The following is a 14,986-nucleotide window of genomic DNA, read 5'->3' on the forward strand; positions in this document are numbered from 1 at the left end:
CCACAGTGCGACACAGAGGCAGATGACCTGCAGCGAGGAGAGACGTCGGATGGCGCAGCGGTCGGCAGAGCACAGCGGGGACACCCCGGTCCGGATCGCCCTCGTGGGCGGCGGACCGCGGGCCATCGGTGTGCTCGAACGCCTCGGCGCGCAGGCCAGGACGCCGCAGGGGGCGGCGCTCCTCGAGGGCCGCGCGCTCCGCATCGACGTCATCGACCCCCACATGCCGGGCTCCGGCCGCATCTGGCGCACCGACGAGTCGCCCCTGCTGCTCATGAACTCCCGGGCCGCGGACGTGACGATCTTCACGGACGAGACCGTGCAGATGGCCGGTCCCGTCCAGTCCGGCCCCTCCCTCGCCGAGTGGGCCCAGGGAATCCGCGAGGGACGGATCGCCGCGCCCACCGTCGGCACCGAGCGTCTCGCCGAGATCGAGGCCATCACCCCCACGAGCTTCGCGAGCCGCCGCACCGCCGCGCTCTACCTCGAATGGTTCCTCGGCGAGGTCCTCGCCGCCCTCCCCGGCACCATCGAGGTGCGCGTGCACCGCAGCACCGCCACCGCCCTGCGTGCGCGGGACACGGACGCCGGCGGGACCTGGCAGGTGCGGCTCGAGGACCGCCCCGCGCTCGACGCGGACCTCGTCCTCCTCGCCGCCGGGCACACCGACTCCCGGCCCGGCACCTCCACCCACGCGCTGAGCGCCTTCGCCCGCCGCCACGGCGGCGTCCACGTCGCCCCCGCTCAGGCCGGCGACGCCGACGTCGACGCGCTGGCTCCCGGCCAGAACGTGATCGTGCGCGGCATGGGCCTCGCCTTCATCGACCTGCTCGCCCTGGTCACCGAGGGCCGCGGCGGCCGCTTCGTCGCCGATCCCGTCCCCGGCGACCCCGACCGCCTGCGCTACGAGGCCTCCGGTCGCGAGCCGCACCTGTGGGCCGGCTCCCGCCGCGGGATCCCCTACCACTCGAAGGTGCACGAGGAGGCCGCGCCTGTGGGGCCGCTGGACCTCGTGCACCTCACCGACGCCGCCCTGCGCGAGCGGGAGGACGAGCACGGCCAGGTGGACCTCCACGGCGACGTACTGCCCCTGGTCGCCGCCGAGATCGTCCGCGCCCTGCCCACCGTCCCCGGCGGGGCGGAGGGTCGCCCGCTCGCCCCCGGCGAGGCGCCCCTGGACTGGCTGCACGACCCGCTGCGGGAGCTCGGTGCCGATGCCGGCGCCGAGGGCACCCGCCGCGCCGTCCTCGACCACATCGCAGCGGACCTCCGCGCCCGCACCGGCCACGGCCCCGGCGCCCCCGAGGAGCCGGAGCTCCCGCGGCTCGAGCGCACCGTCGAGGCCCGCGTGCTGTTCCAGCTGCTGCTGCGTCTGCACGGCGCGCTCGTGGACCTCCTGCCCGCGCACCGCGTGCGCGGCGGTGCTCGCGGCGACCACCCTCGCTGGTGGCACTCCCTGTTCAGCTTCGTCGCCTCCGGTCCGCCCCCGCACCGCCTCCACCAGCTGCTCGCCCTCGAACGGGCCGGCGTGGTCTCCTTCCTGGGCCCGGGACTGCGCGTCGAGGCCGACGAGGCCAGCGGACGCTTCCGCGCCCGCTCCGCGAGCGGCGTCGAGGTCGAGGCGCCCGCGCTCCTGGACGCCTTCCTGCCCGAGCAGACCCTCGTCGACTCCGCGAACCCGCTGCTGCGCGACCTCGTCACCGGCGGCGCCGGCCGCCCGGCCGTCGGCCGCGACGGCGAGATCGCCCCCGGCCGCCTCGAGGTGGACGAGGAGCACCGGGTGCTCGCCCCGGACGGCACCCCGCACGAGCGCCTGTGGGCCGTCGGCCCCTGGACCTCCGAGCTGCCCGTCGGCGCCTTCTCCCGGCCCCGCACGAACGCCCCCGCGTTCCGCCGCAACGACCGGGTCGCCGCCGCGATGCTGCGCGATGCCGCCGCCGTCGCCGACTCCCGGGACGGCGAGCGGAGCGGGGAGGCACCGGCCGCCGCCTGCTCCGCGCTGCCCGCCCGCGCCGCCTCCCGCCCGCCGCGGCTGGGCCTGCTGGGCCCCGGCAAGCTCGGCACGGCGCTGGCCCGCACGGCCCTGCGCGCCGGCGTCGAGGTCGTCGTCGCCTCCCGGCAGGAGCCCGAGCAGCTGCGCCGCCGCCTGCCTGGCTCCCACCGCACCCGCGTCGAGCAGCTCGGCGCGGAGGCCGACGTCATCGTGCTCGCCGTGCCGCTGCACGTGGCCCTCGCGCTCGACCCGGCGAGCCTCGCCGGGACGGTCGTCGTCGACGCGACCAACGCCTGGGGACCCGAGGACGAGGCCGCCCTCGCGGCCGTCCGCTCCCGCGTCGAGGGCGCCGAGGAATGGGGCACGAGCGAGCTGCTCGCCGCCTCCCTACCCGGCGCGCAGGTCGTGAAGACCCTCAACCACATCGGCTACCACGATCTCGAGGACCACGGCCGGGCCGCCGGGGCCGAGGACCGCCGGGCGATCGCCCTGGCCACGGACCACGAGCGGGCGGCCGAGCTCGCCGCGGCGCTGCTGCACCGCCTCGGCTACGACGCCGTGCGCGCCGGCTCCCTCGCGGACGGCCGCCGCTTCGAGCCCGCGGGCGGCCTGTTCTCCGGGTGGCGCACGCACGCCGAGCTCACGGCCCTGGGCGTTGTCTCCGCCTCAGCGGCCGACGGGGCCGCCGAGGGCGCGGCGCCCACGAGCCCTCGGGCACGGGTGGCCTGAGCCGGCAGCGTCTCAGCGAGGTTCGTCAGCCGGCGGCGCTGTGTCAGCCGGCGGCGCGGACCGCGGCGTCGGCGAGCACCACGTCCCCGAGGCCGGAGCCGAGGTTCTGGGCGATGACCAGGCCCTCCGGGCGTCCGTCGCGCAGCAGGTCGCCGGTCGCGGCGGTCGGCGAGGGATAGTCCGCGCCGAGCTTCACGGGGCGCAGGGCCTCGAACTGGACCGGGTCGTCCGCGACGAGCGTGCCCGTGCGGGCGATCCCCGCGCCGGCGACGGAGGCGTAGTCCAGGGGCAGCAGCAGGGCGTCGGCGGCGACCTCCTCGGGGGCGAGGGCGTGGCCGTCGAGACCGATCGGGAGCGCGCTGATGATCACGCCCGCGCCGGTCAGCGCGGCCGCGCGGTCCGTCGTGGTGCGCAGCTCGAGATCCGGGGTGTGCGCGGCGCACCAGGCGCTCAGCGCGTCGAGCGCCTCCTGGCGGCGCCCCCAGACGGTCAGCGGGCCGCGGCCCAGCGCCTCGAGCACCCGGGCGTGGGAGCGGGCCTGCACGCCCGTGCCCAGCAGGGTCACCGGGCGGTCGTCGAGCGCGAGGGATGCGCCGCTCACGGCGGCCGTGCGCAGGGCCGTGAGCTCCGCCGCGGCGAGCGTCGCCCGGGTCGAGCCGTCCGGCGCGGAGAGCACCATGAGGCCGTCGATCATCTCCCGGCCGCGCTCCCGGTTCGAGGGCGTCACGGTCACCCACTTCATGCCGAGCAGGCCCCGCTCCGGCCACGCCGCCGGCATGGCGTTCGCGAAGCCGCCCTCCTCGTGCACCACCTGCGACTTCGGGGTGACGGAGGCGGAGCCGTCCGCGAGGGCCAGCAGCGTCTCGCGCATGAGCGCGACGGCCTCGGCGGGGGAGGGGAGGAGGTCACGGACCTGGTCGTCGTCGAGGAAGAGCATCCGACGACCGTAGCGTGCCGCCCCGGCGGTCCGACGGCCGGGCCGGCTCAGGCGGGGTCGGCGTGCGGCTCGGGCGCCGTGGCGGCGAGCTCGTAGCGGGCGCCGTCCGGCGTGCGGCGCAGCGCCCCGGCATCCACCGCGGCGCGGCGCACGAGCGCGGCGTCGGCCGTGACCATGGCGAGCGCAGCGGTGAGCTCCGGCTCCGTCACGAAGTGCGGCGACCCCAGCCGCTCCCAGGCCAGGCGCACGATCCGCCCCGCGAGCTCCCGCCGCTCCTCCTCGGTGACGGGCAGCGAGGTGAGCCGCCGCGCGGAGAGGATCGCGCCGTCCCCGAGCAGCGTGCCGAGCGCGTCCACGCGGGCCCGCAGCAGGGCATGGTCCACGGCGCCGTCGGCCGTGAGCCAGGAGAGACGCGACAGCGGGCCGGCGACCGCCGGATCGGTGGGCGCCTCCCCCTGCAGGGCGGCGCCGATCCCCGCGCGCAGGGCCGGCGCGGAGAGCATCGACAGCAGCATCCGCGCCTCGCGGAGCGCGGCGTCGACCTCCTGTGCGGCGTCCTCGGTCTCGCGGCCGGTGCTCTGCTCGGTCATGGTCCCTCCCTGGTGGACGATCCACCCAGCCTGTCACGCAGGGCCCGCCGCCCGGGCACGGATTTTCTGCGCCCGGGAGAGCGGCTCGCTACGGTGAGCGCATGAACATGGGGGATCAGAGCGGGAACTTCCTGGGTGGGGACCAGAGCTGGCGCGACGGCGCCGCCTCGGGCGGTGCCCGGAGCGGCGACGCACAGGGCGGCAGCGATCCGCAGGGCTGGAGCAGGCCGCCGGACGGTGCTGCCTCGCGCGCCGACTCCGACTTCACCTCGGACTTCACCGCAGGCTCCGCACCGCAGCCCGCGTCGATGCGGGACGGCGCCCCGCCGCAGGGGAGCGCCCCGCACCAGGGGCCGATGCCCGGGCAGGACGAGGAGTGGGCCCCGCAGTTCGGCGCGACGGACGGACGGCAGTCGGAGCACGGATCCGGGTCGGGGCGGCGCCCTCTGAGCTGGCCGCAGGTGCTGCAGCGGGCCCTCGGCCTCATCGTCCCGCTCGTGTTCCTCGGGTTCTGGTGGCGGATGGGCGGCTCGCACTTCGGCTCGTTCGGCATGATCTTCGTGGTCATGTTCATCGCGATCGCGGTGGGCAAGATGTTCCGCAGGCGCTGACCCCCGCCCGTCGGCCCGTCGGCCCCGCTCCCGGCGACGACGCCGGCGAAGGGGGGACTGACGGACCCTCCCCCCGGCCCCGCAGCGGTGCCAGGCTCGGTGCGAACCACCTGACCACCGATGAGGGAGACGACAGTGGAGTACGTGAACCTGGGCCGCAGCGGCCTCGAGGTGTCCCGCCTGTGCATGGGGACGATGGGCTTCGGCGATCCCGAGGCGTGGATCCATCCGTGGGTGCTCGAGGAGGACGCCGCCCGCCCGGTCATCCAGCACGCCCTCGACACCGGCGTGACCTTCTTCGACACGGCCAACGTGTACTCGATCGGCCGCAGCGAGGAGATCCTCGGCAAGGCCCTGAACGACTTCGCCCGCCGCGAGGAGGTCGTGCTCGCCACGAAGGTGCACGGCCGGATGCGCCCGGGTCCCAACGGCGCCGGCCTCTCCCGCGCCGCGATCATGCACGAGGCGGAGGCGTCCCTGCGGCGCCTCGGCACCGACTACATCGACCTCTACATCATCCACCGCTGGGACTACGGGGTCCCGATCGAGGAGACCATGCAGGCCCTCGACGATCTCGTGCGCGCGGGGAAGGTGCGCTACATCGGCGCCTCCGCGATGTTCGCCCACCAGTTCCTCGAGGCGCAGCACGTGGCGGAGGTGAACGGCTGGACGCGCTTCATCTCGCTCCAGAACCACTACAACCTCCTCTACCGCGAGGAGGAGCGGGAGATGATGCCGCTGCTGCGGCGCCTGGGCGTGGGCTCCACCCCGTACAGCCCGCTCGCCGCCGGCCGCCTCACCCGCGACTGGACGGCGGAGACGGACCGCGCCCGCACCGACACCACCGCTCGCTCGAAGTACGACTCCACGGAGACGACGGATCGCGCGATCGTGCAGCGCGTCGCCGAGATCGCGGAGGACCGCGGCGTGGAGCGCGTGCACGTGGCCCTCGCCTGGCTGCTCGCGCAGGACCCGGTCGCCGCGCCGATCGTGGGCGCCACGAAGACGGAGCACATCGACAAGGCGCTCGGCGCCCTCGACCTCGAGCTCACCGCGGAGGAGATCGCCTCGCTCGAGGAGCCCTACGTCCCCCACGCGGTGGTCGGCGCGCTCCCCGAGCCCTCCTGAGCGGGCCCGCCGGCCGGCCCTGAGCCGTCGCTCAGGGCCGTCGGGCGCGGATCAGGTGCCGGGTCGAGTGCGCGACGAACGCGCCGTCCCGGCGGATGATCCGGTCCACCTCGAGCAGCGGCGCGCGGTGGGTGTCCACGGAGAACCCGGGCACCCACCACGGGCACTTGCGGAGGATCCAGACCACCGCCCCGATGTCGTGGAACGTCATGCGCAGGCGTGCCGTCCGCAGCTCCACCACCTCGAGGCCCGCCTCCCGAGCCCGGGCGGCCTCGTCCTCCGGGTGGCGGCCGCGGCGCTGCTCCGCCGTGGTGGGACCGTGCACGGCCTCGATCAGCTCGAACGCCGAGGTGGGCCCCACGTGCTGGGCGAGGTACTCGCCCCCCGCGGCGAGCACCCGCGCGATCTCCTCGAAGTCCGGGGTGAGGGGATGGCGGGCGGTGACCAGATCCGCGGAGGCGTCCGGCAGCGGGATCGGCGCCCCGGGCGCGATCTCGTGGACGGTGACGCCGCGCGGCCCGAGCCGCTCGCGGGCGAGGGCCGCGTTCGGCGCCCAGGACTCGGTGACGTGCTGCTCCCGGGCGAGGCGGGGGCTCTCCCCGAGCACCTCCCCGCCGCCCGTGTCGAGGTCGACCGCCACGCCCGCGGCGCCGACGGCCTCCGCGAGCAGACGGGAGTAGCGCCACGGCGGCCGCTCCTCCGTGGCGCGGCCCTCGAGCCAGGTGAAGCCCCAGCCGGAGACGTCCGCGGCGGCGGCCTCGGCGATCAGCTCCTCGGCGGGACGAGCGCGGTCCTCCTGCCGCACCCGCGCGGCGAGCGCGTCCCGCTCCTCCTGCGGCCAGGGGCCGGAGCAGTCGAGGGGGATCTCGGTGAGGTGCTGACGCGCCTCCGGCGGGAGAGTGCGGACGAAGCGGTCCGGCTCCTGCGCGGCGGCCGCGTACAGGGCGGGGCCGTCCGCGTAGTAGGGGTCGATCATGACGAGGTCCCCACCCGCGGAGCGCATGACGTTCGACGGGTTGGTGTCCAGCGGCCCGCACCAGGGGAGCTGCTCGCGCGCTTCGGCGTGCACGCGGTCCACGACCTCCGCGAGCGCGGGATGCCGCTCGCGGAACCCGGCGAGGAAGGCCGCGGCCTCCGCCTCCGGGACGGGGTCCAGGCGCTCCATGACCTGCAGGTCCGCCCCGCCGGCGAGGCGGCGATGCAGGTGCAGGCGCGGCACCCTCCCGGTCGTCGCGGCCTCCGTGTAGAGCCGCGCGGTCCAGGGACCCATGGGGTCGAAGGGGCTGATCCGGGCGACGGTCCCGCCGTCGGGGGAGGCGAGGGCGAACGCCCAGTCCCCGGCGCCGCAGGGCGTCCAGCCGTCCTCGAGCAGGCGCCGCTCGACCTCCCGCCAGCGGGTCGCGGGACCCACGGGATCGAGCACGGTGAGGTCGGGGAGGGCAGGCATGGCCCGGATGCTACGAGCCGGCGGCCGTCGCGGCCATCGCTTATCCCGCCGTCCGCCGTCCCCGCGCGAGGCTCAGCCGCCCAGCTCGAGCACCCGGATCGCGAGCTGGACCCGGTTGGTGACCTGCAGCTTGTCGTAGAGCTTGCCGAGGTGCGTCTTCACGGTGGCGACCGAGAGGAACAGCTCCTCCCCGATCTCCGGGTTGCCGAGGCCCTGCGCGACGAGCCGTCCCACCTCCCACTCGCGGGCGGTGAGGCCCTCGGGGACGGGGGCCGCGGCGGGGGCCGACGAGGGCCCGGCGCTGTCGGTCACCTCGGGCTCGGCGGAGCCGCCGTCGGCCCCGGTCCCGGCGGCGAGGCGCACGAGCCGGGAGAGCACCTCCGGGGAGAAGCGGGCGCGGCCCCCGGCGGCGTCGAGCACCGCGTCGACGACCTCCTGCGGCGGGGAGTCCTTGAGCAGGAAGGACACCGCGCCGCCGCGCAGGGCCGTGAGCAGGAAGTCGTCGGTGTCGAAGGCGGTGAGCATGACGACCCGGGCCTCGTCGCCGCGCTCGCGCAGGGCCGCGAGCGCCTCGAGCCCCGTCATCCGCGGCATGCGCACGTCCAGCAGGATCACGTCCGGGCGCAGGCGCGCGGCCTCGTCGAGGGCCTGCTGGCCGTCGCCCGCCTCGCCGACGACCTCGATGCCGCTCGCGCCGTCGATGAGCAGGCGCAGGCCCGAGCGCATGAGCGCCTCGTCGTCCACGAGCAGCACGCGCGGGCCGCCGGCGGGAGCGTCGCCGGGGGCGGCGTCGGCGCGGAGGGGGAGGTCGGGATCGGTCACCACGGCACCCATGCTTCCATCTCGAAGGAGTCCTGCTCGCGGCGGGTCGTCGCGTCGCCGCCGCGCAGGCGGGCCCGCTCCTGGATGCCGATCAGCCCGTGGCCGGTCGACGGGGCGTCGTGGGGCTCCTCGGGCGGGCCGGGGAGCGGGTTGCGCACGTGCAGCACGAGCCGGTGGCCGGTGCGGGTGAGGGACGCGGCGACGGGCGCGCCGGGGGAGTGCTTCGCGGCGTTCGCGACGGCTTCGGAGAGGATGCGCGCCATCGCGACGACGGTGCCGCGGCTGCGGGCCGCGAGCTCCGCGGGCGTCACGCCGTCCCAGGTGAGCGTCACGTCCTGGCCGCTCTCGCGGGCGAGGTCGACGATCTCGTCGAGCGTGGGGGCGGTGGGCAGCGGCACGGCGCCCTCGGTGGAGCGCAGGGCGAGCAGCACCTCCTTGAGCTCCTGGTTCGCGACCTGCGCGGCGTCCCGCACGGTGCCCGCCGCGGAGCGCACCTGGGCGGGGGAGAGGTCCTCGCGGTAGGTGAGGGCGCCCGCGTGCATCGCGATCGTCGCGAGCTGGTGGGAGATGCTGTCGTGCATGTCGCGGGCGAGGGCGGCGCGCTCCTCGGCGCGCACCCGCTCGATCTCCGCGTCCCGCTCGCGGCGCAGCGCGCCCGCCTCGCGCTCCGCGGCCTCCCGTGCCTTCTGCGCGGCGACGGCCTGCCGGCCCAGCGACGCGACGAGGATCTGGCGGGTGGCGAGCGTGTGCCCCACGAGCAGGGGGATCGCCGCGAGCGCCATGACGACGATCGGCAGCAGCGCGTCGACCCGGGTGCCGGCGGTCGAGCGCATGGCGTGGTCGAGCGCGGCGAGGGCCACGCCGAGCGCGCACAGCAGGGCGAGGACCACGGCGTCCGGGGCGAGCTGGCGGCGCCGGCCGATCCGCACGAGCGCGAGGGTCGCCGCCGGCAGGCCGAGCGTGCCCGCGGAACCGACGACGGCGAGGGCGATGTGCAGCACCGTGTGCAGGCGGCCAGGTCTCAGGAACCGCAGCGGCCCGATGACCAGGGCGATCGGGAGCCCGACGACGAGCTCGCCGAGGGTGAAGGTGCGCAGCGCGAGCGGCGGCGCGTTCTGGTACTCGGTGAGCGTGAGGCCGGTCGAGATGAACCACAGCGCGATCCCGAGCACGAGGCAGACGATGGTCTGCGCGGCGGCGATCGCCCATTCGCGCGAGCTGCGCGAGGACGGCGCGTCGTCGGGATGCGGATAGGCCATGGGCACAGCGTAGGGAGCACGGGGCGGGCGCAGGATCAGCCGCACGGTCGAGGACCGCGCGGACGATGCCCGACCGGGGCCGGGGCCGAAACCGGGCCCGGGCTCAGGCGGAGGCGAGGGCCGCCATGACCTCGCGGCCGCGCGCCGTGTCCGGGAAGCGGTCCACGATCGTGCGGAGCTCGGCGGCCGGGACCGCCGCACCGAACGCCTCGGTGTACGGCTGCAGCGCGACGCCGGCGCGGAGCGGGCCGATCACGACGGGGTCGAAGCCCAGCTCGTCGACCAGCTCCGCGACCTCCGCGGCCTCCGCCTCCGGCCCGGCGACCGCGATCCCGCGGCGGCCGGCGTCGCCGCGGGGCAGGGCGAGGTCCGCGAGGTCGTGGTAGCCCATGTGGTTGAAGGCCTTCACGACCCGCGCGCCGGGCAGCCGCGCCTGGACGGCCTCGCTCGTCGAGGCGCCCGCGTGCTCGTGCTCCTCCTGGTGGCCGTCGGTCTCCCACCAGTGGTTCATCGCGTCCACGACGAGCATGCCCGCGAGGGCGTCGGCGGGGACGGCGGCCAGCTTCCCGAGCGGCAGGGCGAGGACCACGAGATCCGCACCGGCGATCGCGTCCCGCGCCGCGAGCGGCCGGGCGCCCGGGGCGAGGAAGCGGACGATCATCGCGATCCGCTCGGGATCACCGCTGCCGGCGATCCGCACGTCGTGGCCCGCGGCGACCGCGTGACGGGCCAGGACGGTGCCGATCTTCCCGGCGCCGAGGATCGCGAGGCGCCGCTGCGGGGCGGGGGAGGCCGGGTCGTTGCTCACATCGCGCTGCAACGACGCAGGTCCTGGGCGGATTCCCGGTTGTGACGGGCATGACCGCGGCCCCGGTGGTGCACCCGCGCCCTGAGGCCTAGAGTGAGCGGGCCATGCGCCGACTCATCGATCCCGCCACCGGGCGGTCCGACGCCGCGCGTCGCTGCCGTGCCCTGCACGCCGCGAAGCCCGTGCCGTACCACCGGATGGCCACCCTCCGCCCCGAGTGGTCCACCCGCTCGCGGGCGCTGCTGACGATCCTCGCGACGCTCCTCGCGTACGTGATCCTCGCGTCGGCCCTGCTCGTGGCCGCCGTTCTGGTGCTCGCCCTCGCCCCCGGCATGAACGTCGCCCTCGGCGTGACGAGCGGAGACCCCACCAGCCCGCTCGACGTGGGCCTCGCCCTCCTCATGGGCGCGCTCTGGGTGCCCGCCGGGATGGTGGGCGTGCGGTTCGGCGGCTGGCGGCCCCTCGCGACGGCCTGGTCCGTCTCGACGCGGTTCCGCCGCCGGATGCTCCGCGGCGGCGCCCCCTGGATGCTGCTCGGCGCGCTCGTGGTCGTCGCCGTCGCGGGCGGCGCGGGCGCGATCGCCGCCGGCCTCGCCGGTCCGGGCGCCGTCTGGCCGGATCCGGCCGACGCCGCCCCGCGCGGTGCGGGCCGACGCATCGCCGTGGTCCTCGTGGTCCTCGTGCTCGCCCCGCTGCAGGCCGTGGGTGTCGAGCTCGCCCTGCGCGGCGTGGTGCTGCAGACCCTCGGCGCACGCTTCGCCCTGCCCTGGCCGGGCATCGCCGTGACGGCGCTGATCGCGCTGATCGGCCGTGATCTCCACGCGGCGGTGCTGATCCCCGCCGTGGTGCTCGCCCTGTGCGCCGCCGTGCTCACCTGGAAGAGCGGCGGCCTCGAGGTGCCGATGCTGCTCACCGCCGGGGTCGGCGTGTTCGGCCTGGTCGGTGCGGCGCTGCTCACCGGGACCTCCGCGGGCGCCGGCATCGCCCCGCTCGTCGCCGCGAGCGCCGCCCCCGGCACCTCCGGTGCGGCCCTCGACGCGGCCGCCGTCGCCGCCCCCGGGAACACCGCGCTCGCCGGCGGCCTGGCGGGGGCCCTCGCCCTGCTCGTCGTGACCGCGGTGGTCATGCAGGTCATCGGGACCCGGGAGAGCGTGCGCTTCCTCGAGCCCGTGGGCCGCGAGGCCTCCGAGGGCGTGCCGGACGCCCTGCACGTCTGACCCTCCCCGTCCACGTCCGACCCTCCCCGTCGCACCTCCGCGCCCTGCCGCTGCCCGACGACCGTCGCCCCGGCGACGACGCCGAGCAGCTGCGGGCTCCGCGGCGGGACGAGCTCGAGCAGGCGCTCGCGGACCGCGGGGACTCCCTGACGTGACCGACGCGGCACGGGCCGGCACCCCTGCGAGGGTGCCGGCCCGTGCCGCGTGCGCGTGGTGGCCTCAGCCGCGGATCGCGTCGATGACCTTGATGCGGGTCGCGATGAGCGCCGGCAGGGCACCCGCGAGCACGCCCACCGCGGTCGCCGCGAGCAGGCCCAGCAGCACCGCCGTCACCGGGAACGGCGGCAGGTCCACGAGGCCCTGCTCCCGGAAATAGTCGGTGACGAAGGGCGCCTTCACGAGCGCGACCGCGCAGGCCACGCCGATCGCCCCGGCGAGCACCGTCGCGACGACGGACTCCATGAGCACCCCCACGAAGATCCGTGCGCCGGTCGCGCCGTAGGAGCGTCGGATCCCGATCTCCCGCACCCGGTGCCGCACCGTGACCAGGGAGATGTTCACCAGGCCCAGCGCGCCGAGCAGCAGGATCACGAGCGCCACGACGACCACGCCGAGGGTGATCGCGCCGAAGCCCTGGTCCTCGAGCGAGAACGAGCTGGGGGAGACGTCGAAGGTGCCGACGCCCGCGCCGGCGAGGGTCTGCGAGAGCCGCGCCCGGATCTCGTCGGCCTGCTCCGGCGGCACCCACACGAGGTACTCCGAGGTCATCGTCGTCTCCGGGGTCTTCCCGGGGAGCTGCGCGACGCTGTCGGCCGGGGCGAAGGCCGCGAGGTCCCAGTCGAGGTTCGGATCCGCGGCGAGCACCCCGATCACGATCGCCTGCCCGGATTCCGCCGCCCCGCTGTCCCCGTAGAGGGTGACGGGCTCGGTGCCCAGCGCGGGCCGGCCGAGCGCCTCGTACAGCGGCTGGTTGACGACGATCGCCGGGGCGAGGCGGTGCTGGTCGGAGTCGGCGATCCAGCGGCCCTGCGCGACCTGCGTCCGGAAGATGTCCCCGTAGGCCGGGTCCACCCCCATCAGCTGGGTGAGCTTGACCCCCTCGGTGGTCTGCACCCGCGCGTCGGTGTACATGCGGCGGGTGCGCTGGTCGATGCCGAGGCGGTCGATCTCGTCCAGCACGGCCTCGTCCTGCTCCTGCGGGGTCACGGACTCGGCGCCGCCGAACGAGGAGATCATGAGGGTCGCGTCGCGGCCGCCGCTGCGCTCCATCGACTGCTCGAGCGCGCCGGAGAGCATGCCCCCGCCGCCCAGCACCGCCGTCAGCGCGAACACCGAGAAGGCGACGCCGATCAGCGAGAGCATGATGCGGCCCTTGTGGACCCGCAGCTCGCCGTAGGCCTCGACGATCGAGGCGATCAGCCCGGTCATGCGACGGCCTCCTGCCCGGCCCGCAGGCCCGCGGTCGCGGCGAGCGCGGTGCGCGCCTCCGCGGTGCCGGCCGCGTCGAGCGTGCCGATGTCGTGGAGGGTCCCCTCGTCCAGCAGGTACGCCCGCTGTGAGAGGGCCGCGACCTGCAGGTCGTGGGTGATCGTGACGAGCGCGGCGTCGGAGTCGCGGGCGATCTCGTCGAGCAGCGCCATGACCGCCTCGCCGGTGGAGACGTCGAGCGCGCCGGTGGGCTCGTCGGCGAGGATCAGCCGCGGCCGGCGCACGAGCGCCCGCGCCACGGCGACGCGCTGCTGCTCACCGCCGGAGAGCCGCGCGGGCACCTGGTCGGCGCGGCCGCCGAGCCCCACCCGGTCGAGCATCTCCCGGGCGAGCTTCTCGCGGTGCCAGAACTGGCGGGCGTCCCCGTACAGCAGCGGCATCATGACGTTCTCGAGGGCGGTGCGGCCGTCGAGCAGGTTGAACTGCTGGAAGACGAAGCCGATCGACGCGCCGCGCAGGCGGGCCCGTCGGGCGTCCCGCAGGCGGTGCACGTCCTGCCCGTCGAAGCGGAGCACGCCGTCGCTCTGCCGGTCGATGAGGCCCAGCAGGTTCAGCAGGGTCGACTTCCCCGAGCCGGAGCGGCCGACGATCGCGACGTGGTCCCCGGCGTCGACCTCGAGGTCCACGCCGCGCAGGATGTGCAGGTCCTCCCCGCCGGGCAGCCGCACCCAGCGGCGCAGGCCCTCGAGGTGGAGCAGGGGCTCCGCGGCGGTCACCAGACCTCCATCCCGTCCATGCCTGACTCGGCGCTGTCCACGCCGGGCACGTACTGCAGGACCTCCTGGCCCTCCTCGAGACCCTTGCGGACCTCGACGACGCCGTCGCCGCGCAGGCCCAGCTCGACCTCGAGCGGGGTGGGCTCGCCGGTCGCCTCGTCGAGCGTGTAGACGGTGCCGGCCTCGCCCTCGCCCTCGACCGCGGTGGTGGGGACGGTGAGCACGCCCTCCGCGGTGCCGAGCGCGACGCTCACCTCGCCGGTGAGACCGGAGACGACGCGGGTGCCGTCCGGGACCGCGCAGCTGAGCTGGGCGGACGTCGTCTCGGGGGTGATCTCCTCACCCGTCATCGGGTTCACCTCGATGGAGGCGCCCTCGTTGCTGGGGGCCTGCTCGTCGTCGGCCGACGGGTCGTCCTCGGTGACGGCGGGCCGCGAGCAGGGGATCGGGTCGGTGAGGGAGGGCAGCGTCGCGGTCGCCTCGATGTCGACGTCGAGCAGGGACAGCTGCTGCTCGGGGGTGAGGTCCGCGGTGATCGAGTAGGTGCCGGGGGAGAGGGTCGCGACGGTGTCGCCCACGGAGACGGTCTCCCAATCGACGGCGGTGAGGTCGCGGACGATCCCGCGGCCGTCGGCCACGAGTGTCAGGTAGCGGTACTCCTGCGGGGCGGAGGTGGCGGCGGTGAACGGGGTGACCGCCTCGGCCTCCGTCCCATCCTCGGTGCCGTCCGTGGTGGCGGCCGCGTCCTCGGTGGCGGCGATCTCGACGGGATCCGCCTCGACGGGCACGCGGACCTGCAGGATCTTCGTGCCCTCCTGGACCTCGTCGCCGTCCTTCACCCACACCTTGTTGATCTCGCCGGCGGCGGTCGCCTTGAGCGGCGTGCCCTCGTCCGGCGCGACGGTCGCGGGCAGCACGAGCTCGGAGCTGATGTCCTCGCGGGAGGCGGTGACCGTGGCGTACTGGTCGAAGTCGGCGCTGGGGCTGATCGGGTCCTCCTCCGCCGCGCTCGACTCCCCGGGGAAGAAGGCCAGGCGGGCGAGGGAGACCGCGATGATGCCGAGGATCAGCATCCAGAACAGGGGGAAGACGTAGCGACGCAGTGCGGCCATCGGAGGACTTTCGATCGGCTCGGCGGCGGGGCGCCGAGGAGGCGGGGAAGGTGCGGCCCGGTGGGGCGGGATGCGGCGACCGGAGGTCGGGACGGTGTGCGGCGCCGCAGGTCGTCGCCGGCCGGTGGG

The 14,986-nt window shown here is 75.9% G+C and carries 13 protein-coding genes; 4 read left to right on the forward strand and 9 right to left on the reverse strand.

The features are described 5' to 3' along the window. Nucleotides 1-49: 49 nt before the first annotated feature. Nucleotides 50-2,722, forward strand: a complete 2,673-nt coding sequence (locus tag C1N80_RS03770; protein WP_137769555.1) for an FAD/NAD(P)-binding protein — start codon at nt 50-52, stop codon at nt 2,720-2,722. A 43-nt stretch (nt 2,723-2,765) separates the two neighbouring features. Here the strand turns inward: C1N80_RS03770 and C1N80_RS03775 are convergent, their stop codons facing one another. After that, nucleotides 2,766-3,659 (reverse strand): ornithine cyclodeaminase, encoded by an 894-nt coding sequence (locus C1N80_RS03775; protein ID WP_137769556.1) that lies wholly within the window; start codon nt 3,657-3,659, stop codon nt 2,766-2,768. Nucleotides 3,660-3,706: 47 nt separating this feature from the next. After that, on the reverse strand, nt 3,707-4,249 hold the full coding sequence (locus C1N80_RS03780) for a DUF2087 domain-containing protein (RefSeq protein ID WP_137769557.1): 543 nt from the start codon (nt 4,247-4,249) through the stop codon (nt 3,707-3,709). A gap of 101 nt (nt 4,250-4,350) precedes the next feature. Here C1N80_RS03780 and C1N80_RS03785 point away from each other — a divergent pair, with 101 nt between their 5' ends. Further along, entirely contained in the window at nt 4,351-4,860 is a 510-nt protein-coding gene (locus C1N80_RS03785) for a hypothetical protein (protein WP_137769558.1), read from the forward strand. A 135-nt stretch (nt 4,861-4,995) separates the two neighbouring features. Beyond that, on the forward strand, nt 4,996-5,988 hold the full coding sequence (locus tag C1N80_RS03790) for an aldo/keto reductase (RefSeq protein ID WP_137771635.1): 993 nt from the start codon (nt 4,996-4,998) through the stop codon (nt 5,986-5,988). A 31-nt stretch (nt 5,989-6,019) separates the two neighbouring features. Here the strand turns inward: C1N80_RS03790 and C1N80_RS15985 are convergent, their stop codons facing one another. From C1N80_RS15985 to C1N80_RS03810, 4 genes are all read right to left on the reverse strand, one after another. After that, complete coding sequence (locus C1N80_RS15985) at nt 6,020-7,435, reverse strand: hypothetical protein (protein ID WP_370297198.1); 1,416 nt, start codon at nt 7,433-7,435, stop codon at nt 6,020-6,022. Nucleotides 7,436-7,507: 72 nt separating this feature from the next. Continuing rightward, entirely contained in the window at nt 7,508-8,257 is a 750-nt protein-coding gene (locus C1N80_RS03800; protein ID WP_240811221.1) for a response regulator transcription factor, read from the reverse strand. Then, nucleotides 8,254-9,516: a sensor histidine kinase gene (locus tag C1N80_RS03805; protein WP_137769560.1), complete on the reverse strand. Its 1,263-nt coding sequence runs from the start codon at nt 9,514-9,516 to the stop codon at nt 8,254-8,256. Before C1N80_RS03805 ends, C1N80_RS03800 begins: the two co-directional genes overlap by 4 nt. A gap of 103 nt (nt 9,517-9,619) precedes the next feature. Beyond that, nucleotides 9,620-10,324 (reverse strand): NADPH-dependent F420 reductase, encoded by a 705-nt coding sequence (locus C1N80_RS03810; RefSeq protein ID WP_137769561.1) that lies wholly within the window; start codon nt 10,322-10,324, stop codon nt 9,620-9,622. Nucleotides 10,325-10,428: 104 nt separating this feature from the next. Between C1N80_RS03810 and C1N80_RS03815 the strand changes: the two genes are divergently transcribed. Next, a complete protein-coding gene (locus C1N80_RS03815; protein ID WP_240811222.1) occupies nt 10,429-11,541 on the forward strand; it encodes a type II CAAX prenyl endopeptidase Rce1 family protein in 1,113 nt (370 codons plus the stop codon). A gap of 219 nt (nt 11,542-11,760) precedes the next feature. Here C1N80_RS03815 and C1N80_RS03820 read toward each other — a convergent pair whose 3' ends face one another. Genes C1N80_RS03820 through C1N80_RS03830 form a run of 3 tightly spaced genes read right to left on the reverse strand, consistent with a single transcriptional unit; the run spans nt 11,761 to nt 14,857 of the window. After that, a complete protein-coding gene (locus C1N80_RS03820) occupies nt 11,761-12,969 on the reverse strand; it encodes an ABC transporter permease (RefSeq protein WP_137769562.1) in 1,209 nt (402 codons plus the stop codon). Next, nucleotides 12,966-13,745, reverse strand: a complete 780-nt coding sequence (locus C1N80_RS03825; protein WP_137769563.1) for an ABC transporter ATP-binding protein — start codon at nt 13,743-13,745, stop codon at nt 12,966-12,968. The genes C1N80_RS03820 and C1N80_RS03825 overlap by 4 nt, the downstream gene beginning before the upstream one ends. Then, nucleotides 13,742-14,857, reverse strand: coding sequence for an efflux RND transporter periplasmic adaptor subunit (locus tag C1N80_RS03830; RefSeq protein WP_137769564.1), 1,116 nt, complete (start codon nt 14,855-14,857; stop codon nt 13,742-13,744). Before C1N80_RS03830 ends, C1N80_RS03825 begins: the two co-directional genes overlap by 4 nt. Between the last annotated feature and the right edge of the window lie 129 nt (nt 14,858-14,986).

It is taken from the genome of Brachybacterium sp. SGAir0954 (assembly GCF_005490785.1).
Taxonomy (GTDB): Bacteria; Actinomycetota; Actinomycetes; order Actinomycetales; family Dermabacteraceae; genus Brachybacterium; species Brachybacterium rhamnosum.

Coding starts and splice junctions, on each gene's coding strand:
- C1N80_RS03785 (WP_137769558.1), top strand. CDS start 4,351: ATGAACATGGGGGATCAGAGCGGGAACTTCCTGGGTGGGGACCAGAGC.
- C1N80_RS03775 (WP_137769556.1), bottom strand. CDS start 3,659: ATGCTCTTCCTCGACGACGACCAGGTCCGTGACCTCCTCCCCTCCCCC.
- C1N80_RS03820 (WP_137769562.1), bottom strand. CDS start 12,969: ATGACCGGGCTGATCGCCTCGATCGTCGAGGCCTACGGCGAGCTGCGG.
- C1N80_RS15985 (WP_370297198.1), bottom strand. CDS start 7,435: ATGCCTGCCCTCCCCGACCTCACCGTGCTCGATCCCGTGGGTCCCGCG.
- C1N80_RS03830 (WP_137769564.1), bottom strand. CDS start 14,857: ATGGCCGCACTGCGTCGCTACGTCTTCCCCCTGTTCTGGATGCTGATC.
- C1N80_RS03780 (WP_137769557.1), bottom strand. CDS start 4,249: ATGACCGAGCAGAGCACCGGCCGCGAGACCGAGGACGCCGCACAGGAG.
- C1N80_RS03805 (WP_137769560.1), bottom strand. CDS start 9,516: ATGGCCTATCCGCATCCCGACGACGCGCCGTCCTCGCGCAGCTCGCGC.
- C1N80_RS03770 (WP_137769555.1), top strand. CDS start 50: ATGGCGCAGCGGTCGGCAGAGCACAGCGGGGACACCCCGGTCCGGATC.
- C1N80_RS03815 (WP_240811222.1), top strand. CDS start 10,429: ATGCGCCGACTCATCGATCCCGCCACCGGGCGGTCCGACGCCGCGCGT.